Source organism: Roseovarius sp. (assembly GCF_040219995.1).
Classification (GTDB): Bacteria; Pseudomonadota; Alphaproteobacteria; order Rhodobacterales; family Rhodobacteraceae; genus Roseovarius.
This window is the reverse complement of record NZ_JAVJUC010000012.1, coordinates 29,717-52,473: the sequence shown is the minus strand read 5'-3', so window position 1 is coordinate 52,473 and position 22,757 is coordinate 29,717. Positions and strand designations below refer to the sequence as shown.

The 22,757-nt window shown below is 62.2% G+C and carries 19 protein-coding genes, 1 tRNA gene and 1 pseudogene; 16 read left to right on the top strand and 5 right to left on the bottom strand.

What is annotated here, in order from left to right; genetic code table 11:
• Positions 1-5: 5 nt before the first annotated feature.
• Positions 6-1,667: a magnesium-protoporphyrin IX monomethyl ester anaerobic oxidative cyclase gene (bchE, locus tag RID11_RS03005; protein WP_350135899.1), complete on the bottom strand. Its 1,662-nt coding sequence runs from the start codon at positions 1,665-1,667 to the stop codon at positions 6-8.
• Between the two features lie 187 nt (positions 1,668-1,854).
• Between bchE and RID11_RS03000 the strand changes: the two genes are divergently transcribed.
• A complete protein-coding gene (locus RID11_RS03000) occupies positions 1,855-2,595 on the top strand; it encodes a YebC/PmpR family DNA-binding transcriptional regulator (RefSeq protein ID WP_350135897.1) in 741 nt (246 codons plus the stop codon).
• A 74-nt stretch (positions 2,596-2,669) separates the two neighbouring features.
• Here RID11_RS03000 and RID11_RS02995 read toward each other — a convergent pair whose 3' ends face one another.
• Positions 2,670-3,557 (bottom strand): LysR family transcriptional regulator ArgP, encoded by an 888-nt coding sequence (locus RID11_RS02995; protein ID WP_350135895.1) that lies wholly within the window; start codon positions 3,555-3,557, stop codon positions 2,670-2,672.
• A gap of 126 nt (positions 3,558-3,683) precedes the next feature.
• Between RID11_RS02995 and RID11_RS02990 the strand changes: the two genes are divergently transcribed.
• The 3 genes from RID11_RS02990 to RID11_RS02980 all read left to right on the top strand — a co-directional run bounded on the left by RID11_RS02990 (position 3,684) and on the right by RID11_RS02980 (position 6,308).
• Entirely contained in the window at positions 3,684-4,277 is a 594-nt protein-coding gene (locus RID11_RS02990; protein ID WP_350135893.1) for a LysE/ArgO family amino acid transporter, read from the top strand.
• 83 nt (positions 4,278-4,360) lie between these two features.
• Positions 4,361-5,290: a pirin family protein gene (locus RID11_RS02985; protein ID WP_350135891.1), complete on the top strand. Its 930-nt coding sequence runs from the start codon at positions 4,361-4,363 to the stop codon at positions 5,288-5,290.
• 97 nt (positions 5,291-5,387) lie between these two features.
• Positions 5,388-6,308, top strand: a complete 921-nt coding sequence (locus RID11_RS02980; protein WP_350135889.1) for a DMT family transporter — start codon at positions 5,388-5,390, stop codon at positions 6,306-6,308.
• A gap of 18 nt (positions 6,309-6,326) precedes the next feature.
• Here RID11_RS02980 and RID11_RS02975 read toward each other — a convergent pair whose 3' ends face one another.
• The gene (locus RID11_RS02975) at positions 6,327-6,542 is read right to left on the bottom strand and encodes a hypothetical protein (RefSeq protein WP_350135887.1); all 216 of its coding nucleotides are present in this window, start codon (positions 6,540-6,542) and stop codon (positions 6,327-6,329) included.
• Between the two features lie 143 nt (positions 6,543-6,685).
• Between RID11_RS02975 and RID11_RS02970 the strand changes: the two genes are divergently transcribed.
• From RID11_RS02970 to RID11_RS02940, 7 genes are all read left to right on the top strand, one after another.
• Positions 6,686-6,946 (top strand): DUF2312 domain-containing protein, encoded by a 261-nt coding sequence (locus tag RID11_RS02970; RefSeq protein ID WP_050661118.1) that lies wholly within the window; start codon positions 6,686-6,688, stop codon positions 6,944-6,946.
• A 316-nt stretch (positions 6,947-7,262) separates the two neighbouring features.
• On the top strand, positions 7,263-9,581 hold the full coding sequence (locus RID11_RS02965) for a type VI secretion system Vgr family protein (RefSeq protein WP_350135885.1): 2,319 nt from the start codon (positions 7,263-7,265) through the stop codon (positions 9,579-9,581).
• A gap of 69 nt (positions 9,582-9,650) precedes the next feature.
• Positions 9,651-9,962 (top strand): hypothetical protein, encoded by a 312-nt coding sequence (locus RID11_RS02960; RefSeq protein WP_350135882.1) that lies wholly within the window; start codon positions 9,651-9,653, stop codon positions 9,960-9,962.
• The gene (locus tag RID11_RS02955; protein ID WP_350135880.1) at positions 9,959-10,834 is read left to right on the top strand and encodes a hypothetical protein; all 876 of its coding nucleotides are present in this window, start codon (positions 9,959-9,961) and stop codon (positions 10,832-10,834) included. Before RID11_RS02960 ends, RID11_RS02955 begins: the two co-directional genes overlap by 4 nt.
• Positions 10,831-11,196, top strand: a complete 366-nt coding sequence (locus RID11_RS02950) for a hypothetical protein (RefSeq protein WP_350135878.1) — start codon at positions 10,831-10,833, stop codon at positions 11,194-11,196. The genes RID11_RS02955 and RID11_RS02950 overlap by 4 nt, the downstream gene beginning before the upstream one ends.
• Entirely contained in the window at positions 11,196-11,903 is a 708-nt protein-coding gene (locus tag RID11_RS02945) for a DUF4123 domain-containing protein (protein ID WP_350135876.1), read from the top strand. The genes RID11_RS02950 and RID11_RS02945 overlap by 1 nt, the downstream gene beginning before the upstream one ends.
• Position 11,904: 1 nt before the next feature.
• Complete coding sequence (locus tag RID11_RS02940) at positions 11,905-12,207, top strand: PAAR domain-containing protein (RefSeq protein ID WP_350135874.1); 303 nt, start codon at positions 11,905-11,907, stop codon at positions 12,205-12,207.
• 72 nt (positions 12,208-12,279) lie between these two features.
• Here RID11_RS02940 and RID11_RS02935 read toward each other — a convergent pair whose 3' ends face one another.
• The gene (locus tag RID11_RS02935) at positions 12,280-12,897 is read right to left on the bottom strand and encodes a hypothetical protein (protein ID WP_350135872.1); all 618 of its coding nucleotides are present in this window, start codon (positions 12,895-12,897) and stop codon (positions 12,280-12,282) included.
• A 130-nt stretch (positions 12,898-13,027) separates the two neighbouring features.
• Positions 13,028-13,903: a hypothetical protein gene (locus RID11_RS02930; RefSeq protein WP_350135870.1), complete on the bottom strand. Its 876-nt coding sequence runs from the start codon at positions 13,901-13,903 to the stop codon at positions 13,028-13,030.
• A 138-nt stretch (positions 13,904-14,041) separates the two neighbouring features.
• Between RID11_RS02930 and RID11_RS02925 the strand changes: the two genes are divergently transcribed.
• The 5 genes and pseudogenes from RID11_RS02925 (at position 14,042) to metK (ending at position 22,752) form a co-directional block, all read left to right on the top strand.
• A tRNA-Thr gene (locus tag RID11_RS02925) sits at positions 14,042-14,117 on the top strand.
• Positions 14,118-15,101: 984 nt separating this feature from the next.
• A complete protein-coding gene (locus tag RID11_RS02920) occupies positions 15,102-16,793 on the top strand; it encodes a glycine/sarcosine N-methyltransferase (RefSeq protein ID WP_350135868.1) in 1,692 nt (563 codons plus the stop codon).
• 79 nt (positions 16,794-16,872) lie between these two features.
• Positions 16,873-17,745, top strand: a complete 873-nt coding sequence (gene metF / locus RID11_RS02915; protein WP_350135866.1) for a methylenetetrahydrofolate reductase [NAD(P)H] — start codon at positions 16,873-16,875, stop codon at positions 17,743-17,745.
• Positions 17,746-17,760: 15 nt separating this feature from the next.
• Positions 17,761-21,497, top strand: a pseudogene (gene metH, locus RID11_RS02910) (methionine synthase).
• A 64-nt stretch (positions 21,498-21,561) separates the two neighbouring features.
• Entirely contained in the window at positions 21,562-22,752 is a 1,191-nt protein-coding gene (gene metK, locus RID11_RS02905) for a methionine adenosyltransferase (RefSeq protein ID WP_350135864.1), read from the top strand.
• Positions 22,753-22,757: the final 5 nt, after the last annotated feature.

Genomic DNA, 22,757 nt, shown 5'->3' with positions numbered 1-22,757 from the left:
CGCCGTCAGGCATCCATCTGCTCGGTAGATCCACCGCAGGCGCGCACCTCGGCCCCGTTGGGCATCTTGAAGCCTTGGCTGCGCTCACCCGCGCGGTCCTTCATCTGGGCGCGCACCGCCTCGCGGCGCTCTGCCGCCCGCGCGGCGCGGTCGGCGCTGGCCTCCCAATCCTCCATCTGCGCCTCGGCGATGGTGCGGCTCTCGTCAAAGTCGAAACTGACTTTGTTCTTGGTCTGCGGGCCCCAATACCCGGCCTTGCCCAGATCATAGAAGGTGCGGGCGAACCCGGCCTTGAGAAACGCCTTGAGACAGCCCAGAAGGTAGCGCCGCCGATAGCCGGTGCCGCGCCAGGGATAGTGAAACAGCGCCTTGCGCATGTAGAAGCGGCGATAATTCTTCATCACCCCGTCAAGCAACTCGCCGCGCGTCATGGTGGCGGGTTTCATGATCGGCGTGACGAAATTGTATTTCGAGAAATCGAAGATCTCGACCTGATCGCGCAACTCCTGAAAGAGCGGCGTGAACGGCCACGGCGTATACATCGCCCAGTTGGCCAGATCAGGCTGCCAGTCCCAGGCCATCTGGAAGGTTTCCTCCAGCGTCTCGGGGGTCTCGTTATCAAGCCCGACGATGAACTGCGCCTCGGTAAAGATATCCGCCTCGCGCAGCAGGCGGATCGCCTCCTTGTTCTCCTCGACCTTGGTTTCCTTGTTGAACTGGTCGAGTTTCAGCTGCGCCGCCGCCTCGGTGCCGAGGCTGACATGCACCAGCCCCGCCTTGCGGTAGAATTTCAGCAGATCGCGGTCGCGGTAGATATCCGTGACGCGGGTGTTGATGCCCCATTGCACGCGGGCGGGCAGGTCGCGCTTGATCAGCTCCTCGCAGAACTGGACGAATTTCTTCTTGTTGATGGTCGGCTCCTCGTCGGCGAGGATGAAAAAGCCGACGCCGTGGTTGTTCACGAGGTTCTCGATCTCGTCGACGACCTTTTTCGGGTCGCGCACGCGGTAATCGCGCCAGAATTTCCATTGACTGCAGAACGAGCAGGTGAACGGGCAACCACGCGCCATGTTGGGGATGGCGACACGCTTGCCCAAGGGCACGTAGATGTATTTCTCCCATTCCAGCAGCGACCAGTCGGGATTGATCGAATCGAGGTCCTTGACCGTCGCCGCCGCCGGTGTGGCCTTGATCGTGTCGCCGTCGAGATAGGCCAGCCCCTTGATCGCGCCGCGCGCGGCGGGCCATTCGCCCTGATCCACCGCGCGGATCAGGTTCAGGAAAATCTCCTCGCCCTCGCCGCGCACGATGACATCGACCCAGGGCGCCTCGGACAGCACCTGCTTGTACATGAAGGTGGCATGCACGCCGCCCAGCACGCGCAGCGCGCCCGGCACTTCCTCCTGTGCGAGTTTGAGGATGTTCTCGGCCACGTAGATCGACGGGGTGATGGCGGTGACGCCGATCACGTCGGGCTGCAACTCGCGCAGGCGGGCGCGCAGGGTGTCGTCGTCGAGATGGTTGGTCATGGCGTCGATGAACTGCACATCATCATAACCCGCATCGCGCAGATGGCCCGCCAGATAGGCGACCCAGGCGGGCGGCCAGCTTCCCGCGATCTCGGCGCCGCCGGAATGATAGTTGGGGTGGATGAGCACGATACGCATGGTGTTGTCTCCCTCTCCTGTCAACTCAGGCTATCAGGGATAGTGTCCAGTTTAGTTGACATATATCAAACCGACGCAATACCGACGTGATACCGCCCCGCAGCCAGGCCGTGTGAGAGGGGCGTTGCCCTGCTGCGCGACAGCGGATAAAAGGCGGCAGATTTCCGAAGAGTCAGGAGAAGGCACCATGGCCGGCCATTCCAAATGGGCGAATATTCAACACCGCAAGGGGCGGCAGGATGCCGTGCGGGCGAAACTTTTCTCCAAGTTTTCCAAGGAGATCACCGTCGCCGCCAAGATGGGTGACCCCGACCCCGACAAGAACCCGCGCCTGCGCCTCGCGATCAAGGAGGCCAAGGCGCAGTCGATGCCCAAGGACAATATCGAGCGCGCCATCAAGAAGGCATCGGGCGGCGACGCCGAGGATTATGAAGAAATCCGGTACGAAGGGTACGGCCCCAACGGCGTGGCCGTGATCGTTGAGGCGATGACCGACAACCGCAACCGCACCGCATCGACCGTGCGCTCGACTTTTTCCAAGAATGGCGGCAACTTAGGCGAGACCGGCAGTGTCGGTTTCATGTTCGAACGCAAGGGCGAAATCACCTATCCCGCCGATGTGGGCGATGCCGACACGGTGATGATGGCCGCGATCGAGGCGGGTGCCGAGGATGTCGAGAGCGCCGAGGACGGCCATGTGATCTGGTGCGCCGATACGGACCTCAACGACGTGTCCAATGCCCTCGAGGCGGAACTCGGCGAAAGCACATCGACCAAACTGGTGTGGAAACCCACCACCACCACCGAAATGGACCTCGAGAACATGCAAAAGCTGATGAAGCTGATCGAGGCGCTCGAGGATGACGATGACGTGCAGCGCGTCACCACCAATTTCGAGGCCTCGGACGAGGTGATGGAGCAACTTTGACGGCTCCCGTCGTGGGTTGGATATTTTTTGGTAAGATGAAGCAAGGCCGCTCTCTTTGGGGGCGGCCTTTTGCGTCACTCCGGGGGTAGCAGGCCAATGCGCGCGGCGCGGCGCAACGCACGGGTGACAGGCTGAAGTGCCGTGCCCATCAGGCGCGAGGATTGCCAGTAAAGCGGGGTGTCGAGCGGCGTGTCGGGGATGAGCGCGCGCAACGTGCCGTGTGCGAGATCCTGTGCCACGAGCGGCTCGGGGTTCATACCCCAGCCAAGGCCGAGGCGCGCGGCAGTGGCAAAGCCCTCGGACGAAGGTAGCCGGTGACAGGGCGGCGTGAGCATGGCCCCTGTCGCTTGGATAATCCAGCGGTGTTGCAGCTGATCCCGGCTGTCGAATTGCAGCATCGGGGCGGTGGCGAGCGTCTCGGCGGTGACCCCCGCGCTGAAGTGTCGGGCGATGAAGGCGGGGCTCGCGGTAGCGATATAGCGCAGCCGTCCGAGGGGGGTGACGGCGCAGCCGGGCAGCGGAGCCGCGCGCGAGGTGAGCGCCCCCAGAACCTCGCCCCGGGTGAGGCGATCATGGGCGCTGTCCTGATCCTCGATCACCAGATCGAAGAGATGGCCCGTCAGTTGAGCAAGCGCGTCGGGCAGCCAGGTGGCGAGGCTGTCGGCGTTGATCGCGAGGCGCAGCCGGGTTTGCGGGGCCGGGGCCAACCCCGCGAGATCCCGGGTCAGGCGGGATTCGAGCAGTGCCACCTGATCGGCATGGGCGGCGAGGCGCTCTCCGGCTGCGGTTGCCGTGCAGGGGGTGGTGCGGTGGATCAGCTGCGCGCCGATGCGGGATTCAAGTGCCTTGAGCCGCTGCGAAACGGCCGATTGGGTAAGCCCGAGATGCCGCGCCGCGCCCTCGAAACTGCCGGTGTGCAGGATCGCGGAGAGGGTGGCGAGGTGGTCGGAGGGAACGGACATCAGATATACTTATGCTAGATAAAGATAATCAATTTGGATAATGCGGTGCCGCGCGATAGGCAATCCGTGGTGAGGACGGCGGCGTCGGGCTTGTGAGTATTTTTACCAAGAAGAAGGGGCAGGGGCATGCAGCCAGGGTTGGCGGGGTTCGCGCTTGGATTTTCGCTGATCCTCGCGATCGGGGCGCAGAATGCGTTTGTGCTGCGGCAGGGGCTGCGGCGCGAGCATGTGCTGGCGATGGTGCTGGTCTGTGCCTGTTCCGACGCGATGCTGGTGGCGGCGGGGGTCAGCGGTTTTGGCGTGCTGGCCGAACGGGTGCCGGGGCTGGAGCGGGTGATGCGCTATGGCGGGGCGGCGTTCCTGCTGGTTTACGGCGCGCGCAGTTTCCGGGCCGCCTGGCGCGGCGGGGCGGTGCTGGAGGCAGGCCAAGGCGCGGGCAGCCTGCGGCGCGCGGTGCTGACCTGTCTGGCGCTGACCTGGCTCAATCCGCATGTCTATCTCGATACGGTGGTGCTTCTGGGTTCGGTCTCGGCGCAATACGAGGACCGGCTGGGGTTCGGCATCGGCGCGGTCTGCGCGAGTTTCGTGTTCTTCTTCGCATTGGGCTATGGCGCGCGGTTGCTGGCCCCGTTTTTTCAGCGCCCTGTCAGCTGGCGGGTGCTGGACGCGGGCGTGGGGGCGGTGATGTGGGCGATCGCCGCGAGCCTGCTGATGGGGTGAGCCTGCACAGGGTCTGTGCGGGGCTGGGGGCTGAGCGGCGGGCGTGATCGTGCTATTCTGGACACAACGATGGAGGATGCGCGATGAGCTGGAACCCGACAGTTGAGCCCGTCTGCCCTGACGCGGGGCCCGACGCGATAGAGACCGTGATCGTGCCGCGCGCCCGCGATATTGGCGGGTTCGAGGTGCGCCGGGCGCTGCCCGCGCCGCGACGGCAGATGGTGGGGCCGTTCATCTTTTTCGACCAGATGGGCCCGGCGGAGTTTCTGACCGGGCAGGGCATCGACGTGCGCCCGCATCCGCATATCGGGCTGGGCACGGTGACCTATCTGTTCGACGGCGAGTTTCAGCATCGCGACAGTCTGGGGACCGATCAGATGATCCATCCCGGCGCGGTCAACTGGATGGTGGCGGGGCGCGGTGTGACCCATTCGGAGCGCACGAGCGACGCCACCCGGCGCGGTGAGAGCAAGCTCTTCGGTATCCAGACATGGGTGGCGCTGCCGGATGCCGAGGAGGAGCGAACTGCCAGTTTCGAGCATCATGGCAAGGACGCGCTGCCGGTGCTGGAGGCGGGCGGTGCGCAGGCGCGCCTGATCATGGGGCGCGCCTGGGGCGCGACAGCACCGGTCAGCACCTTTACCGACATATTCTATGCCGACGTGCGGCTTGAGCCGGGGGCGGGCCTGCCACTGCCGGAGGATCACGAGGATCGGGGCGTTTACGTGATCTCGGGTGCGGTCGAGGTGGCGGGGCAGATGTTCGAGGCCGGGCAGATGATGGTCTTTCGCCCCGGCGACCGGATCAGCCTGCGCGCAGGCGGGCAGGGCGCGCGGCTGATCGTGCTGGGCGGCGAGACGCTGAACGGGCCGCGTTATATCTGGTGGAATTTCGTAGCCTCCAGTCGCGAGAAGATCGAGGCGGCCAAGGCAGAATGGGCCGCCGGTGACTGGGCAGAGGGGCGGTTCAGGCTGCCGCCGGGAGATGACGCGGAGTTCATTCCGCTGCCCTGAGCTATGCGTAAAGTGGGACGTGGTGTTGTGTCTGACGCATGGGAAAGCAGGCCGGGCACGCTCGACAGATGGTGCGCGGCGTGAATTAATACATGCCATGAGCGCGAATGAGGGCATTTCGGCGGAGGCCGCCGCGCGTCCCGGATGGGGCGTGTTCTGGATGGTGGTGACGGGGATTCTCTTTGTGGGGGTCACGGCGCTGGTGAAGGTACTGGGCACGCGGGTGCCCGCCCCGCAGGCGGCGTTTCTGCGTTATGCGATGGGCCTGATTTTTCTGCTGCCACTGCTGACCACGCTGCGCGATCTGAGATTGGACAGGGGCACCTGGGGTCTGATCGGCGCACGTGGGGCGTTCCATACCTTGGGCGTCGGGCTTTGGTTCTATGCGATGGCGCGCATTCCGATCGCCGATGTGACGGCGATGAATTACCTGTCGCCGATCTATGTAACGCTCGGCGCGGCCCTTTTCCTTGGCGAGACGCTGGCGGCGCGCCGGGTGATGGCGGTGGTGGTGGCGCTATGTGGCGCGCTGATCATCCTGCGACCGGGATTTCGCGAAGTGGGCACCGGGCACCTGGCGATGCTGTTCACCGCAATCTTTTTTGGCGGCTCTTATTTGCTGGCCAAGATGATATCGGGCCGGGTCAGCGCGGGGGTGGTGGTGGCAATGCTGTCGATCACCGTGACGGCGGGTCTGGCACCCATGGCCTGGGCGGTCTGGGTGACGCCTACATGGTGGGAGTTGGGGGTGCTTTTCGGCGTGGCGTGCCTGGCCACGGGAGGGCATTACACGATGACGCTGGCGTTTCGCTCAGCCCCGTTGACGGTGACGCAGCCGGTGACTTTCCTGCAACTCGTGTGGGCCGTGCTGTTGGGTGCGCTGGTCTTTGGCGAGGGTGTGGACATGTTCGTGGTGCTGGGCGGCACGGTGATCGTCGGCTCGGTGAGCTTCATCTCGTGGCGCGAGGCGATGCTCAAGCGGCGGGTGACGCCGCCGGTGTCGGCCACCAAGGTCTAAGCGTGCAGATTTGGCGGCTTAGCCGAGCATGATGCCCACGACCACCATCATCAGGCCAAGCACCGACAGGAACAAGGCGCCGGTATTGAGCGGCATGACCCGTTGAATGGTGGCGCGCAGTTCGGTGTCGGATTGGCCTGCGCGGCGGGCTTTCCAGACGGTGAGGATGCACCAGACAAGCCCGACCAACCCGCCAAGCGATACAGCGGCTCCGAGCCAGATCAGGACTTCCATTGCGGGTTCTCTCCTTGGTCAGCGGATGATTGCGCCTGCGCGTAAGCGAAAGTGCTGCGTCCTGCAAGCCCCGCGCACAGATGCCGCTTGCATGGCGACCCGTGCGCCGCTAGTCATGCGCCCTGTCCAGAGCGGAGGCCCCAATGAACGATATGACGTCCGACAGCACCTATCGCGTGACCGCAGATGAGTTGCGCCAGTTCATCGAGCGGTTCGAGCGGCTGGAAGCCGAGAAGAAAGACCTCGCCGACCAGCAGAAAGAGGTCATGGCCGAGGCCAAGGCGCGCGGCTACGACACCAAGGTCATGCGCAAGGTGATCGCGCTGCGCAAACGCGACAAGGACGATATCGCCGAAGAAGAGGCTGTTCTGGAGATGTACAAGGAAGCGCTCGGCATGGCGTAATGCCGGAGCGGTGCATTGCCACCAACGACATTTGATCCTTGACCCGAAGGCTGTGGCTGGTCTTGTCCGCAGGCGTTTTTCCTGCCCTGGCACACCATCCCTGAGCCGCCGCGGCGGCGGTATGCAAGCCCGTTATCCTGTTGCGAACACGTGACCATTGCGCCATGCCAGAAGGCGTTGCGCCAGATGTCGAAACTCCGTCCTGCGCGCGTCTCGCGTGTTGGCCTGAACGGCGTGCCGAATCTCCATATGGTGGAATCGTTTGGTCGACGCTATCATCAAGAGATTAATTGTGCGCTTAAGGTGAGTTTACATTATGAACGTTGCGCTGAAGCAGGACCGACGCCCCGCCATTCTGACCACCATTCTGGGAGATCAGGAACTGGTGCTGCTTCAATTTAATGGCACCGACGCCATCAACCGGCTGTTCGAATACCGCGTCGAGGCGATTTCGCTCAAACCCGATCTGGACCTGCAATCGCTGATGGGCACGCATGCGCATATCGCCTTCAGCAATGCGCGGCACGGCCCGAAATATTACGATGGTATCGTGGTCGAGGCCGAAACCCTGGGTGTCGGCGATGGCGGGTTTCTCTATGCGATCACGCTCCGGCCATGGTTCTGGCTGGCCGATCAGCGCAGAAACCAGCGGATTTTTCACGACAAGACGGTGGTCGAGATCATCGAAGAGGTGTTCGGCGACTGGACCGCCGCGTCGCACCCCCTGTTCGAAAACCGCCTGACGCAGGATTACCCGGTCCTCGAATATACCGTTCAATACAACGAGACTGATTTCAATTTCGCCTGCCGCCAGATGGAGCGTTTCGGGATCACATATTGCTTCGATCATCGCGAAGGGGCGCATACGCTTGTCCTGATCGACGACCCGCTGAGCTTTTCGGTCATTGCTGGGGGCCGCCGCGACTACATCAACTCGATCTCGGACCACAATCACGACGACGAGCATTTCTGGGACTGGAAGTCGGGGCGCGGGTTGCGGACCGGAGCGGTCAAGCTGACTGATTTCAATTTCAAGAAACCCAAGGCCGCGATGGAAGTGGGTTCGATTGCGGACAAGGATCATCCACATTCCGTGATCGAGGCCTATAGTTATCCCGGCGATTATCTCGAGGCGGGTCTTGGCAATCGGCTTAGCAAGCTGCGGCTCGATCAGGGGCAATCCGCCGAGCATCGTCAACAGCTTGCGGGCAATGCGCCGCAGCTTTGCTCTGGCATGTCGATCGATCTTACGGGCGAAGAGATTCCCGGGCGGGCCCCTGGCACGCTGGTCTGCCTGGAAGTGCGCCATTCCTACGTCGCCAATGCCTATATTTCGGGTGCGCGGGCGGCCGATGACGCCTCCTACGAGGGCAGCTATGTCCTGACCCCGATCGACGCGCCGATCCTGCCCGAGCGCGTCACGCCGGTGCCGCGCATCCACGGTCCGCAGACCGCGTTTGTGGTGGGAAAGGGGGAAATCGACTGCGACGATTACGGGCGCATTCTGGTGCAGTTCCACTGGGATCTGGACGCTGCCTACTCGATGCGCTGCCGCGTGCTGCAACATTCTGCGGCGGGCGAGTATGGCGGCATGGTCATTCCGCGCATCGGCATGGAGGCGGTCGTTGAATTCCTCGATGGCGACCCGGACAAGCCGATGGTCACAGGCTGTGTGTTCAACGGCAAGACCGCGCGCCCCTACCAGTTGCCGGCGCACAAGACCAAGCATGTGATCCGCGCCGATACCCACCAGGGCGAGGGGTTCAACGAGATCAGCTTCGAGGCGCAGGCCGGTCAGGAAAATATGGCCATTCACGCGCAGAAGGACCAGACGATCCGGGTTCTGAACGATCAAAGCGCCAACATCTCGGCCAACCGCGTCGAACAGATCGGGGCGAATGCGTCGCTCAACGTGGCGGCCAACGCGATGGAGCGGGTTGGTGCGAACAAGAGCATCTCTGTCGGGGGCAACGGTGCGGGGCTCTTGCAGATGCTCATGCCGCTGGTGCAGGCGGGCGGCAAGTTCATGCAGAAAGGCGTGCAGAAAGCCGGGGCAGGGTCCGGTGTCGCGGGTTTTGCCGGGATCGTGGCGGGGGTCAGCGACCTGCCGCGCGAGTTGGCCGCGATTGCCATGAAAGGACAGTTTACAGGGTCCGGCGGGCATCGTCACGCGGGCGGTGCCGACCAGCTGGGCAAGGGGGCCATGATGGGGCGGCTCCTGCAGAGCATCATGCCGTCCACGGGGACAATGAATCTGACCGTCGAGAAATACAAGAAAGAGACCGTCGGTCAGGGCTCGACCGAACAGGTGGGCCTGGCCAAGAACCTTCTGGTCGGCAACGTGCTGACCACCTCGGTGGGCAAGCTGATGCAGACCAAGGTCGGCGAGGATTACGATCTGGAGGCCAAGAAGAGCATCTTCTCGCGCACGCGCAAGCACACGCTGCATGCCAAGGACAAGTTCATCATCGGCGGCCCCGGCGGGACGATCATCATCGACAGCAGCGGGATCACGATCAAGGCCAAGCACCTCAAGATCAAGTCGCCCAAGGTCGATTTCACCTCAGGCGCGCCCGATCAGGTGGATGCGCTGAGTTCGGACAAGCCGTTCGCGCAGGAGTGCAATGGGAAATAGGCATGACTCTGCGGTTGAGTTCGCAACAGTTCGGCCGCTTCGAGAGATAGAGGGAGCTTTGGAAATTCAATGATGGACGCCCCTGAGTCTTTGAATCTGGCGGTGCTTGCGGCCCTGTCGCAGCGTGTCGTCGATCAATACAAGGAGCGTGGCATTCACGAGGTCACCCTCACTGGCAAGCACCTTTACCAGTCCGTGCCAACAGAAGACATGTTTGACCTCGAAACGGATTTTGCCGGGGCGTTTCCGATCGGATCGCTCGATGACGATCTCAGCGAGCTTTCAAACCTGCTCGATGATTCGACACGCTGCCCGACCGCAGTAGACATGGAGCGGCTTGGAAACGTCTTGCGCGCGGTTTCTCAGGTGCTGGCAGAGTGAAACATTACCCGTCCGAATTAATGCTTTCCGCTGGTCCGGCACCCCAAGCCGCCGCGCAATCTGGTGCCTGTGCCATGATCTCCACACCGTTCATAGACCGCTACACGGACAACCATCTGGGTGAATTGGCCATTTTGCTCTCGCTTGAAGGCATCTGGGAACTGGTACCGATGGTCGGCTTGACGCTTGACGACCCCGAGGCGCTGCGCCAGATTTTCGTGCGTGCGACCGAGGCCGCGCCCATAGCCGTCTACGATGCAGAAAATGTCATGGGTTGGGTCCGCTGGAAACATCTTGTCGGTGCCGCCTTGCGCAAGGATGATTTCTCGGGGATGGCGCGGACTGATCTGGATCGTTTCTACGATTGGCTGGAAAACGGGCTTGTCGGCACCGCCCACGAATTTCCGTATCGTCACTTTTGGGTCGATGCCTGCCGGTGGGCCGCAAAGTACGATGACATCACCACGCAGGTCGAAAGCCCAGTGCTAGATGTCATGCGCGACTTTGCCATCGACTACCAAGAGGCGCTCAACGACCCGGCAAACGCGGCCGCGAAAGAGGCAATCGCCAAGAATCACGACAGCTATTTCGACACTTGGCAAAAAACCAAGTTTCACATCAACATCGTGCCCGGTGTTCTTGTCAGCCACCCTCTTGTCCCGCTCAATAACATGCGCCGTGCTCATATACTGCGCGCGAAAACCGACGCCTATCTTGATACTGGTCGAGATGCCGCTGTGCTGGAACGCATGGTACTGCTCTATGCCGAGCAGAAGATTTCCAGCAAATGGCTCAAACCCTATCTGGAGGCTCGCGATGCGTTCTGCCTCGACCGACTTTGGTCCAATCGATTCCGGGGGACCGTGACATGAAACTGCCCAACAGCTTCTTTGAGCGCGCCGATATCGCACAGGACGCCGACGCCGTCCGCTATATACAGACGAAGCATGGTGCGCACAGCGCCGCCGACTTCTTCGGACTTGACGATGGCGCGGCATCGGTCGCCCGCTTTGCGCAGTATTGGCGCGATCAGGGGCTGACGGATGTGCAGCTTCTAGACCGGGTCGTGCGGCGCGTCCTCAATGGCCGCTTGCACCCGTTGCAGGCCATGCGCATCTCGCGTCTGCTCCACGATCCCGATGACTTCGAACTCGACGCCGAGGACCGGGAAGTGCTTATTGCACAGGTTCTCGAACTCGACTGGCCACAAGCCGTACCTGGAGGAACCGCCTGATGGACCTGCCCGAATTCATCTCTCCCCCGCCCGAGAAAGAGGCCATTGAGTTGGCCTTGGATGCACTGATCTTCGATCCGCTCGCAGCCGACGCCTCCGCGCTGGCACAGGCCAGGGACGGCGATACCCCACCACTCAAGGCCTTTCTTTTGCTCGATGCTTCAATCAGCCCTGATATCCCGATCTGCGTCGAGGCGTTCTCGGAGCCCGCGCGCTGTCTCTTTGACGGCGCGGCCTTCGAGGAACTGGGAGATGTTGGCCCGTGGTTGGTCGAATTGCGCCGCTACGGCGATGCGTGGGACTGGTATGTCGAGGAGGGCTATGGTCAAAACTGGGGTATCATGTTCCACACGCGCCAGCCTATGATCAAGCTCAAGACGCAGCTGAAGAAATTCATCAAGGTCCAGGATGACGAGAAAAATACCTATTATTTCAAGTTCTACCGCCCGCAGCATCTTAATACCTACTTGCCACAGTTCGACGCGGAACAAGTGGCGCGCTTCATGAAAGGCTTGGACGCAGTGTTCGGCGAGACCTATGGTACACCTCAGGTGCTGCAACGGCACGCGATGTCGGGTGACAGGTTGGTCAGTACGCGGTTCGACCTTTTGGAAAAAGGTATGCCGCTGCGTGTTCAGCCGCCGTCCGAGGATGAGGCTGACGCCCTTCTCACCCAGATTGCCGACGCCCCGGAACCAGGAGCCTGACATGTCCAGCAAACCCCTTGCGATCCTAGGCATGATGCATGTCTGCCCCAAGGTCGATCCCGGCCCCAAACCGCATGTCGGCGGCCCGGTCATAACCCCGGGTCAATCGCATGTGACCTTCAATGGCATTCCATGGGCGGTCGAGGGGGGCGCGGCAATGTGCACTGGCATGCCCGGCCCCGACAAGCATGTCAAAGGCTCGTCGCGGGTCAAGATCAATGGCAAGGGGGTCATGCGGATCGGTGACGGCACAGCCCATGGTGGCAAGATCGTCAGTGGCGTGCCGACGATCAAGGTCTGCTGACACCAGAATTTTTCTTGGGCGATTGGGCTGTTGCGTGGCGTAATGCAGCATCCGGCGGGGGCGACCGAGCGTTTAGCCGCAGTAGCGGGACCGCACGTCATGGCGCGGTCGAGCAAGAGGCTCATAGAACATGAGATCGCCGATGGTGAGGTCACCCTTGTGCTGCGGTCCTTGATCTGCCCGACGGTCGAGAGGTGAGCGCGCGCGAGATGCAAACCCCGGTCTGAAGGACTGGCAAATGAGCTGATCCTTGCGCGCGGCGCTTGTGATCTCGTCGGATGTACCGGGCGTCAGCGTCACGATGTGGCCCGCCTTGGTGGCTAGACCGCGCGTCTCGAAGGTCAGTGGGCGGCGCAGATCAAAGCGATATGTCGCGTCGCCTTCGCCAAACAGAACGTCTTCACCCTGCCATGCCTTGCCCGTGGCAAAGCGGAGGCGGAATGTGCCCGGCGGCACCAGCACCCTGAAGAATGCGCCGCCCTTGATATAGGCGGCAAGCGCGGCCTCGCCGGTCTGCGTGTCGATCAGGGTCAGGTGATAATCCGGCCCCGGTGGCGTCTTGACTTGCAGCGGAAACACCGCTGGCAGGCCGGTCCTGTTCCACAGCAACCCGGCGGGCGGGTGGGCCGACGTGGTGGTCTGGCCACTCTCGGCGAGGGCCGAGCCGCCGCCGATGAGCAGCGCAAGCATCAATGCCAAAGGGCGTATGCCGAGTCTTTGGGTCACCACCTGCCTCGTCTTTGCCGCGCCACCTTCACCGCTGTGTGCGGCGAACATTGCTCTTAGCTTAACACGTGCCGCAGGTCGCGTGAATGGCCTGTCAGGGGGTGATCATCTGCACCCCGTCGATGCGCTGGATCTCGTAGAGGTCCTCGTCGTAAAGGTCGCTGAGCCGTGCAACGATCTCGTCGGTCCAGCCTGGCGCGTCGAGTTCCTCTTCGATCGCCTCTTCGTCGGCGAACTTGTCGAGGAAGGCCGCGATCACACGGCGTTTCTGCACCTCGGTCATGTTGGGATGCGCCTGCAGATAGGCGTGAAAGCGTTGCAGGCCCGGCTTGGTCATGATCTCGGACAGTAGCGCGAATTCGCCGGCGATCGGCACTGTGGCATCAATCCCGGCCATCTCGCGCACGATCTGCGACCAGATCAGCGGGGTATCTTCGTTACACCAAACGGTGATCGGCATGTCCGGATGGGCGCTGCGGATCCGTGCGATCAGCTCGGACCAGCGCATGTCGGCGGGATCGTTGTCGTTGAGAAGACGCGCGACGGAAGTGTAGGGCGTGCCGCGCAGCAAGGCGGGCAGGAACATCGCCGGGTTGCGCAGCCCGAGGAAAAGCTCGATCTCGTCGCCTGCGAAAATCTGCCAGAACAGGCTGAGCCGCATATCCGCCGCCGGGTAGAGGATCGGCCCGCCGACCGCCATCTTGGGCGTGCCGAAGAATCCTTGGTTGGAGAGCACGAGCCTGTCGGTGACGTCCTCGGTGCTGATCGCGTCGATCACCACGTCGCGCGCATCACCCGCAAGCCCCGCATCCTGCGCATGCTGGAGGATGTCACGCAAAAGTTTGCGATAGCTTGGCGGCGGCGGCACGTTGGTGCCGAAGCGCGCAAGCGTCTCGCGGTTTTCGGCGAGGCAGGTAATCAACCTGTCCTCATCCGTCATATGTGCGCCTGCGTGGAGTGCGACCTGCATGGGGGACCTTGCGCCTCTTTTTCTGGTTCAGGGGCCAATATAAGCGGTTTTGGGCGAAGTGAAACCGCATTCCCCCTGCGGCCACAGGTCACAAACCCTCTTGAACCGCGGTGGATTCATCGCTAATGACCTGCTCGTGCCCCTATAGCTCAGCTGGTAGAGCAACTGATTTGTAATCAGTAGGTCCGCGGTTCGAGTCCGTGTGGGGGCACCACCAAGGCCACTTGAAGGCCCTGTTTTTCAAGGATATCAGGCACCTAGCGCCCATCCCGAGACACAAAACGGGACACATATGGGACACATTCGCCATGGTGATGATGATGAAACTCAAGTACGTTGATGAACTCTCTGGGGGGCGCAAACGCTTTCGCAGGCGCTGGTCTGTGGCTGTTGCTCAGGTTCTGGGGGAGGAGTACTTTCAGGTGGCCATGCCCTGAAAGACCAAGACGGAGACTGTCCACCTAAGGTGGCGCTAGGGCTGCTTCGTCTTCGAGGAGAACTCCGAGAACTGGGTCTTCCCAAGGCGAAGCCGATGAGCGGTCATGCTCAGGGTAATTCAGCGATGCTGGGTCACCTGAGGGGGCACCTCTATCATGGGGGCCTTTGGCTTGGCATACCTCCCGAGTACGTCGCCTGTTTGCTTTTTGTTATTCTTCGTTACCTAAACGTAAAGGTGTACCAACTCAGATGGCGGGGCCTATTGGCGCGTTTCCTACCACCTCATACGAGGTGACTGAACGAAGGATCACATCCGGTATCGCTCGAGCCTCCCATAAACTTAGGCTATCTAAGCATAACCTGAAGTGGCTTTAAGCGTGATTCTCCGTTATTTTGGTCTACGAGGCGTGACGATGAATTTTTGAGCGCCAAAAATTTTTACGTTAGCATAGTGACTTGAGCGAAATCTTTCCAGATTTCATGAAAATTCCGCACACAAAGGTTGAATACTCGTCACTTGAAAAGGTAACCAATAGGAGATCAACGGCTGGTCAAAACTTCTATAGGCGAAGTTTTCCGGCTGGGCGGCGAGGTGCAAATAGGCCCGACCGCTAAGGATCACAGGGATCTGCCCACGCGACGACGTGCGGACTGAACAACGAAAACCTTGACGGCACCGTCTCCGTATTCCGCACTGCGGGATCCGGGCCCCCGGGTACGGCCGAGTGCGCGCTGCCGTCATCAGACAACGGAGAGAGACATGACCAGCGATGTCGCCAGCAACGCCGAACTGACCATGACCAAGCAGACCTACAGCAAGGATCCACTGGCGGACCGCGAGACGGGACATTACCGCAAGGAATATGTCACGAGTTTCGTTGACAAATGGGACGAGCTGATCGACTGGGCCGGACGGGCCGAGAGCGAAGGGCAGTTTTTCATCGACATCCTGAAGGCGCGCGGCAAGGAACGCGTGCTGGACGTGGCCTGCGGCACCGGCTTTCACTCGGTGCGCCTGACCAAGGCGGGCTTTGACGTCACCGCCGCCGACGGCAACGCGGCAATGGTCGCCAAGGCCTTCGAGAACGGCCAGAGCCGCGGCCTGATCCTCAAGACGGCTCAGGCGGACTGGCGCTGGCTGAACCGTGACATTCACGGCAAGTACGACGCGATCATCTGCCTTGGCAACTCTTTCACCCACCTGCACGAAGAGCAGGACCGTCGCCGCGCCTTGGCCGAGTTCTACGCCGCGCTCAAGCATGATGGCGTGCTGATCCTCGACCAGCGGAACTACGACGCGATGCTCGACAGGGGGTTTTCCAGCAAGCACAAGTATTACTATTGCGGCGATGACGTCAGCGCCGAACCCGAGCATATCGACGACGGTCTGTGTCGGATGCGCTATGACTTCGCCGACGGGGCGTCCTACACGCTCAACCTTTGCCCGATCCGCAAGGATTACATGCGCCGCCTGTTCCGCGAAGCCGGGTTCGAGCGGGTGCGCACCTATGGCGATTTCCAGGACACCTATGCCGAGGAGGAACCCGACTTCTTCATCCACGTCGCCGAGAAATCGGCCGAGCATGTGGCCCGCTGGGGCGGCAACGGTGCCGATGGGCAGGTGGACATCCGTGATGTCGCGGAAACCTACTATGACAGTGACGATGCCGATACGTTCTACTCGACCATCTGGGGTGGCGAGGACCTGCATATCGGGCGTTACGCGACCACCAAGAACATCCGCGAAGCCAGCGACCTGACGATCGAAAGCATGATCGAGGCGCTGCCCGGCCTGAGAGCCGGATCCCGGGTTCTGGACCTTGGTGCGGGCTATGGCGGGGCGATGCGCACAGTGGTGAAGAATACCGGCTGCGAGGCTGTCTGCCTGAACATTTCCGAGACGCAGAACGAGTATAATCTGGGCAAGGTCCGCGCTGCACGGCTGGCCGACAAGATCAGCATTCGCCACGGCGTGTTCGAGGACGTACCCGAGGCCGACGAGAGTGTCGATGTGGTCTGGAGCCAGGATGCCTTCCTGCATTCCGACCAGCGCGACCAGGTCCTGGCAGAGGCGTTCCGGGTGTTGAAACCGGGCGGTCACCTGATCTTTACCGACCCGATGCAGGTAGACGAGGTGTCCGAAGGGGTGCTGCAGCCCGTCTATGACCGGCTGCAACTCAACAGCCTGGGTTCGCCGGGGTTCTACCGCGAGACCGCCGAGGCGCTTGGCTTCGAGACGGTGCAGCAGGAAGATGCGGTCGGCGACCTGAGGACGCATTACGCCCGGGTCCGCGAAGATCTGCTTGCGCATTATGACGAGCTGCGCGGGAAGGGGTGCTCGGCGGAGTATCTCGACAAGATGGCGCTTGGCCTGCAGAACTGGGTGAAGGCCGCAGATGACGGCCACCTCGCCTGGGGCATCCAGCATTTCCGCAAGCCCGTCAAACACTGAACCACGCGACGGGGGCGCCGCGGCGCGCCCCCGCGCCCCTCGCCTCATCCCGCCCGATCATCGAGATGGAGACATTCACATGACAGTTACGTCCGACACGCCGTCGATTTCATTCGAGCTTTTTCCGCCCAAGACGGAGGCCGGTGTGACCCGACTGCGCGATACCGTGGGGCAACTGAGTGCGGCCGATCCGGAATATTTCTCGGTCACCTACGGTGCCGGCGGCACCACCCGGGACCGCACCGCGCGCATCGTGGAGATGGTCGGCAACCGAACGGGTGTGCCGGTTGCGCATCACTTCACCTGCGTCGGGGCCAGCAGGGCCGAGATCGACCGCCAGGCCGAGGCGTTCTGGGACAGCGGCATGCACAGGATCGTCGCGCTGCGCGGTGACCTTCCGCCCGGCCAGAGCCTGCCTGATGATGGCTACAATGACGCGGCGGAACTGGTGGCGGCGCTGCGCCGCAAGGGCGATTTCGACCTCTCGGTGGCGGCCTACCCGGAAGTGCACCCCGAGGCGCGCGACGCTGCCGCCGACATGGATCACCTGAAGCGCAAGATCGACAACGGCGCGGCGCGGGCGATCACGCAATATGCCTTCGACACCGACACCGTGCTGCGGTTCGTTGATCGCGCGCGTGTTGCGGGCATCGACGCGCCGATCGTGGCCGGGATCATGCCGGTCGCCAATTTCGAGGGGCTGAAGCGGTTTTCCGCGGGCTGCGGCGCCTCGATTCCCGACTGGATGGGCCAGATGTTCGACGGGCTGGACGCCGCGCCCGAAACCCGCGCGATGGTCGCGACCGGCGTCGCCACCGAGCAATGCCGCCGCCTGATGAAGGCCGGGATCACCGACTTCCACTTTTACACGCTCAACCAGCCGAAAGTCACGCTGGCCGTTTGCAGAACATTGGGGCTGACCCCCAACATTGTGGCCGAGAACGCTGCTTGAAGGATTGACAGACGCATGACCAAGACAAAAGACATAGCCGCCGCCAACGCCGACCGCATCCTGGTGCTGGACGGGGCGATGGGCACGATGATCCAACAGGAAAAGCCCGACGAGGCCGCCTATCGCGGTGCGCGGTTCAAGGATCATCCCAGTGATGTGGGCGGCAACAACGAGCTGCTGACGCTGACCCAGCCCGACATGATTCGCAAAATCCATAAGGATTTCCTGCATGCGGGCGCCGATATCCTGTGCACCAACACCTTCGGCGCAAATGCCATCAGCCAAGCCGACTATGACATGGCCGACCTCGTGATCGAGATGAACACCGAAGCCATCCGCCTGGCGCGCGAGGCCGCCGACGCGGTCGCCACGCCCGACCGGCCGCGCTGGGTCGCGGGCGGCATTGGCCCGACCAACCAGACGGCCAGCATCTCGCCCGACGTGAACGACCCCGGCTTCCGCGCGGTGACGTTCGACGACCTCGCCCGCGCCTATGGCGAGGCCGCCCGCGCGCTGATCGAGGCCGGGGCCGACCTGCTGCTGATCGAGACGATCTTTGACACGCTGAACGCCAAGGCCGCTCTCTTCGCCATCGACAGCCTGTCGGACGAAGGGCTTACAATACCGCCCCTCATGATCTCGGGCACAATCACGGATCGTTCGGGTCGCACCCTGACCGGCCAGACGCCCGAGGCGTTCTGGGTGTCGATGAGCCACGCGCGGCCCTTTTCAATCGGCCTTAATTGCGCGCTTGGCGCGGGCGAGATGCGCCAGCACGTGCGCACCCTGTCAGAGGTGGCCGACACGCGGGTCAGCGCCTATCCCAATGCCGGCTTGCCCAACGAAATGGGCGGCTACGACGAAACACCGGAAGAGACCGCCGAGCACCTGGCCGAATGGGCCTCCTCCGGGCTGGTCAATATCGTCGGTGGCTGCTGCGGCACCACGCCAGCACATATCCGCGCCATCGCGGAGGCGGTCGAGGGCAAGGCGTCACGCAAGATTCCGCCGAAAGTCCGGAACATGCGCCTTAGCGGTCTGGAGATGTTCGAGACCCAGGGCGCGGACGTAGAGGAGGGCGCAGCATGACCACAGGTGTTTCCAGTTTCATCAATATCGGCGAACGCACCAACGTTACCGGCTCGGCAAAGTTCAAAAAGCTCATCATGGACGGCGACTATGCCACCGCGCTGGATGTGGCGCGCCAGCAGGTCGAGAACGGTGCCCAGATCATCGATGTGAACATGGACGAGGGTCTGCTCGATTCCGAGGAGGCGATGCAGACCTTTCTCAACCTGATTGCGTCCGAGCCGGACATCTCCCGCGTGCCGGTGATGATCGACAGTTCCAAGTTCGAGGTGATCGAGGCGGGGCTGAAATGCGTGCAGGGCCGCGCGGTTGTCAACTCGATCTCGCTCAAGGAGGGCGAGGCGGCGTTTCTGGAGCAGGCCCGCACCGTCCGCCGCTACGGCGCGGCAGTGGTCGTGATGGCCTTTGACGAGAACGGCCAGGCCGAGACCGCGCAGCACAAATTCGACATCTGCAAGCGCTGCTATGACCTTCTGACCGAGAAGGCCGGATTCGAGCCCTGGGACATCATCTTCGATCCAAACATCTTTGCCGTGGCGACGGGGATCGAAGAGCACAACGACTATGCAAACGCCTTCTTCGAGGCAACGCGGATGATCAAGGACGCGATGCCCGATGTGCATGTGTCTGGCGGGCTGTCGAATGTCTCGTTCAGCTTTCGCGGCAACAATGCCGTGCGCGAGGCGATGCACTCGGCCTTCCTTTATCATGCCATTCCGCTTGGGCTCGACATGGCGATCGTCAATGCCGGGCAGATCACCGTCTATGACGACATACCCGACGAACTGCGTGAGCGTGTCGAGGATGTGCTCCTCAACCGCCGCGACGACGCGACCGAGCGGCTTCTGGATGTCGCCGACAAGTACAAGGGGTCCGGCGAGGCGTCCAAGAAGGAGGATCCGAAGTGGCGTGAGCAGGCGGTCGAAAAGCGGCTGGAGCACGCGCTGGTGCACGGCATCACCGATTACGTCGTCGAGGACACAGAAGAGTGCCGCCAGCGCGCCGAAAAGCCGCTCGACGTGATCGAGGGCCCGCTGATGGACGGAATGAACGTGGTGGGTGACCTCTTCGGAGAGGGCAAGATGTTCCTGCCGCAGGTGGTGAAGTCGGCACGCGTCATGAAGGCCGCCGTGGCCCACCTGCTTCCCTACATGGAGGAAGAAAAACGCCTCTCGGGAGACACATCGGCCAAGGGCAAGGTCATCATGGCCACCGTCAAGGGCGACGTGCACGACATCGGCAAGAACATCGTCGGCGTCGTGTTGCAGTGCAACAATTACGACGTGGTCGATCTTGGCGTCATGGTGCCAGCCGAGGACATTCTCGAGGCGGCCAGGAAGGAAAAGGCCGATATCATCGGACTGTCCGGCCTGATCACCCCGTCGCTGGACCGGATGGTCGATGTGGCCTCTGAAATGAAGCGGCAGGATTTCGACCTGCCGCTGCTGATCGGTGGGGCGACCACATCGAAAAAGCATACCGCGCTGAAGATCGCGCCGGAATACGAACATGGCGTGATCCATGTCGATGACGCCTCCAAGGCCGTCGGCGTGGTGTCGCGGCTGCTGTCCAAAACCGCGCGGCCGGACTTTTTGGCCGATGTCGCCACCGAGCAGGACAAACTGCGCGACGGGATGAGCGGCACCGGCGACCGGCCCACCGCTGCGCTGGCCGAAGCGCGCAAATCCAAGTTCGACGGCGGATGGGATAGCTACACGCCGCCCGCGCCGCAGACGCCGGGCTTGACCGTGATTGACGACATGGATGTCGCCACGCTGCGCGCGTTCATCGACTGGACGCCGTTCTTCAATACCTGGGAGATGAAGGGCAAGTTCCCCAAGATATTCGATGACCCCGACAAGGGCCCCGCCGCGCGCGAGCTCTATGACAACGCGCAGAAGATGCTGGACAATATCGAGGCCGAGGGCTGGTTCAGCCCCAAGGCTGTGGTCGGGCTATGGCCGGCGAATTCGGATGGCGACGATATCGTCGTCTGGGCTGATGAGAACCGCAAGAACGTGAGCGCCAGGATGCCGCAATTGCGCCAGCAGCGCAGCAAGCCGAATGGCCGCCCGCAGATGTGCCTTGCCGATTTCGTGGCTCCCGAGGGCACCGAGGACTGGGTGGGCGGCTTTGCCGTCACCGCCGGTCCCGAGGTGCACGACATCGCCGAACGCCTGAAGTCCGAGGGTAACGACTATGATGCCATCATGGTGCAGGCGCTTGGCGACCGGATCGCCGAAGCTTATGCCGAGGCGCTGCATGCCCGCGTGCGTCGCAGCCTCTGGGGATATGCCTCGGACGAGACGCTCGACAACGAGGCGCTCATTCAGGAGAAATATCGCGGTATCCGTCCCGCGCCCGGCTACCCGGCCAACCCGGACCACACCGAGAAGCGCACGCTGTTCGCGTTGCTGGACGCGTCCGAACATACCGGCGTGACGCTGACGGAATCCTGCGCGATGTGGCCCGCCTCCTCTGTGTCCGGGCTCTATTTCGCACATCCCGACTCCGCCTATTTCGGGATAGGCCGGATCGGCCCCGACCAGGTGGCCGACTATGCCGAACGCAAGGGCATGGAGATTGCCGAGGTGGAGACATGGCTGCAACCCAGCCTGGCCTACACCCCCGACAAGTCATCGGCCGATCGCAAGATCGCCTGACCCCTGCAAAATTCAATTTTTGCCAAAAGCGACCCAACCCCACAACAGTGGAGAAAGGAACGAGATGAGCGACAAGTCATGGCTTTTCACCAGTGAATCGGTGTCTGAAGGGCATCCCGACAAGGTCTGCGACCGAATTTCGGACGCGGTGCTGGATACCTATCTCGCCGCCGACCCGCAATCGCGCGTGGCCTGCGAGACGCTGGCGACGACCGATCACCTGACCATCGCCGGCGAAGTGCGCGGCCCCGAAAGCGTGCTCAAAGATGTCGAGCAGATTGTCCGGGACGCGATCCGCGACATCGGTTACGATCAACCGGGCTTTTCGTGGAAGACCGCCGAGATTGTCTGTCGCCTGCATGCGCAATCGGCCGATATCGCGATGGGGGTCGATGAAGGCGACAAGGGTGAGGAAGGTGCCGGCGATCAGGGCATCATGTTCGGCTATGCCTGCAACGAGACCGAAGAGCTAATGCCGGCGCCAATACAATTCGCTCACAAGATACTGCGCACCATGGCTGAGGACCGAAAATCGGGCAAACAGCCGAATTTCGGCCCAGATGCCAAAAGCCAGGTCACCCTCAAGTATCAGAATGGCAAACCTGTTGGCATCGACACCGTTGTGGTCTCGACCCAGCATGCCGAGGGATTAAGCCAGGACGATGTGCGCCAGTTGGTCAAGCCCTACATTACCGACTGTTTCAAGGAAGAAGGCTGGAACCTGCCGACGCAGGAAAAGATAATTGTCAACCCGACCGGAAATTTCGTCATTGGCGGCCCGGATGGCGACGCGGGCCTGACAGGGCGCAAGATCATCGTCGACACTTATGGCGGCGCGGCCCCGCATGGTGGCGGCGCGTTCTCCGGCAAGGACCCGACCAAGGTGGACCGCTCGGCGGCCTACATCTCGCGCTACATGGCCAAGAACGTGGTTGCCGCGGGTCTTGCCGACAAGTGCCAGATCCAGTTGGCCTATGCCATCGGCGTGCCCGAGCCGGTTGCCATCTATGTCGACACGCTCGGCACGGGCCGGGTCGATGAATCCAAGCTGGCCAGCACCCTGCGCGAGATGGTCCGCCTGACCCCGCGCGGCATCCGCGAGCACTTGGGCCTCCTGAAGCCGGTCTATGCCCGCACCGCCGCCTATGGCCATTTCGGGCGCGTCCCGGACGATGACGGCGGATTCAGCTGGGAACGCACGGACCTGGCCGACGAACTGGCCCGCACCTTCGGCGTGTCCGCCGCAGCCGAGTGACCCGA

Bases quoted from the DNA above. Each gene is read 5' to 3' on its own strand.
- bchE (WP_350135899.1), bottom strand. From the start codon at position 1,667: ATGCGTATCGTGCTCATCCACCCCAACTATCATTCCGGCGGCGCCGAG.
- RID11_RS03000 (WP_350135897.1), top strand. From the start codon at position 1,855: ATGGCCGGCCATTCCAAATGGGCGAATATTCAACACCGCAAGGGGCGG.
- RID11_RS02995 (WP_350135895.1), bottom strand. From the start codon at position 3,557: ATGTCCGTTCCCTCCGACCACCTCGCCACCCTCTCCGCGATCCTGCAC.
- RID11_RS02990 (WP_350135893.1), top strand. From the start codon at position 3,684: ATGCAGCCAGGGTTGGCGGGGTTCGCGCTTGGATTTTCGCTGATCCTC.
- RID11_RS02985 (WP_350135891.1), top strand. From the start codon at position 4,361: ATGAGCTGGAACCCGACAGTTGAGCCCGTCTGCCCTGACGCGGGGCCC.
- RID11_RS02980 (WP_350135889.1), top strand. From the start codon at position 5,388: ATGAGCGCGAATGAGGGCATTTCGGCGGAGGCCGCCGCGCGTCCCGGA.
- RID11_RS02975 (WP_350135887.1), bottom strand. From the start codon at position 6,542: ATGGAAGTCCTGATCTGGCTCGGAGCCGCTGTATCGCTTGGCGGGTTG.
- RID11_RS02970 (WP_050661118.1), top strand. From the start codon at position 6,686: ATGAACGATATGACGTCCGACAGCACCTATCGCGTGACCGCAGATGAG.
- RID11_RS02965 (WP_350135885.1), top strand. From the start codon at position 7,263: ATGAACGTTGCGCTGAAGCAGGACCGACGCCCCGCCATTCTGACCACC.
- RID11_RS02960 (WP_350135882.1), top strand. From the start codon at position 9,651: ATGATGGACGCCCCTGAGTCTTTGAATCTGGCGGTGCTTGCGGCCCTG.
- RID11_RS02950 (WP_350135878.1), top strand. From the start codon at position 10,831: ATGAAACTGCCCAACAGCTTCTTTGAGCGCGCCGATATCGCACAGGAC.
- RID11_RS02945 (WP_350135876.1), top strand. From the start codon at position 11,196: ATGGACCTGCCCGAATTCATCTCTCCCCCGCCCGAGAAAGAGGCCATT.
- RID11_RS02940 (WP_350135874.1), top strand. From the start codon at position 11,905: ATGTCCAGCAAACCCCTTGCGATCCTAGGCATGATGCATGTCTGCCCC.
- RID11_RS02935 (WP_350135872.1), bottom strand. From the start codon at position 12,897: ATGCTTGCGCTGCTCATCGGCGGCGGCTCGGCCCTCGCCGAGAGTGGC.
- RID11_RS02930 (WP_350135870.1), bottom strand. From the start codon at position 13,903: ATGCAGGTCGCACTCCACGCAGGCGCACATATGACGGATGAGGACAGG.
- RID11_RS02920 (WP_350135868.1), top strand. From the start codon at position 15,102: ATGACCAGCGATGTCGCCAGCAACGCCGAACTGACCATGACCAAGCAG.
- metF (WP_350135866.1), top strand. From the start codon at position 16,873: ATGACAGTTACGTCCGACACGCCGTCGATTTCATTCGAGCTTTTTCCG.
- metK (WP_350135864.1), top strand. From the start codon at position 21,562: ATGAGCGACAAGTCATGGCTTTTCACCAGTGAATCGGTGTCTGAAGGG.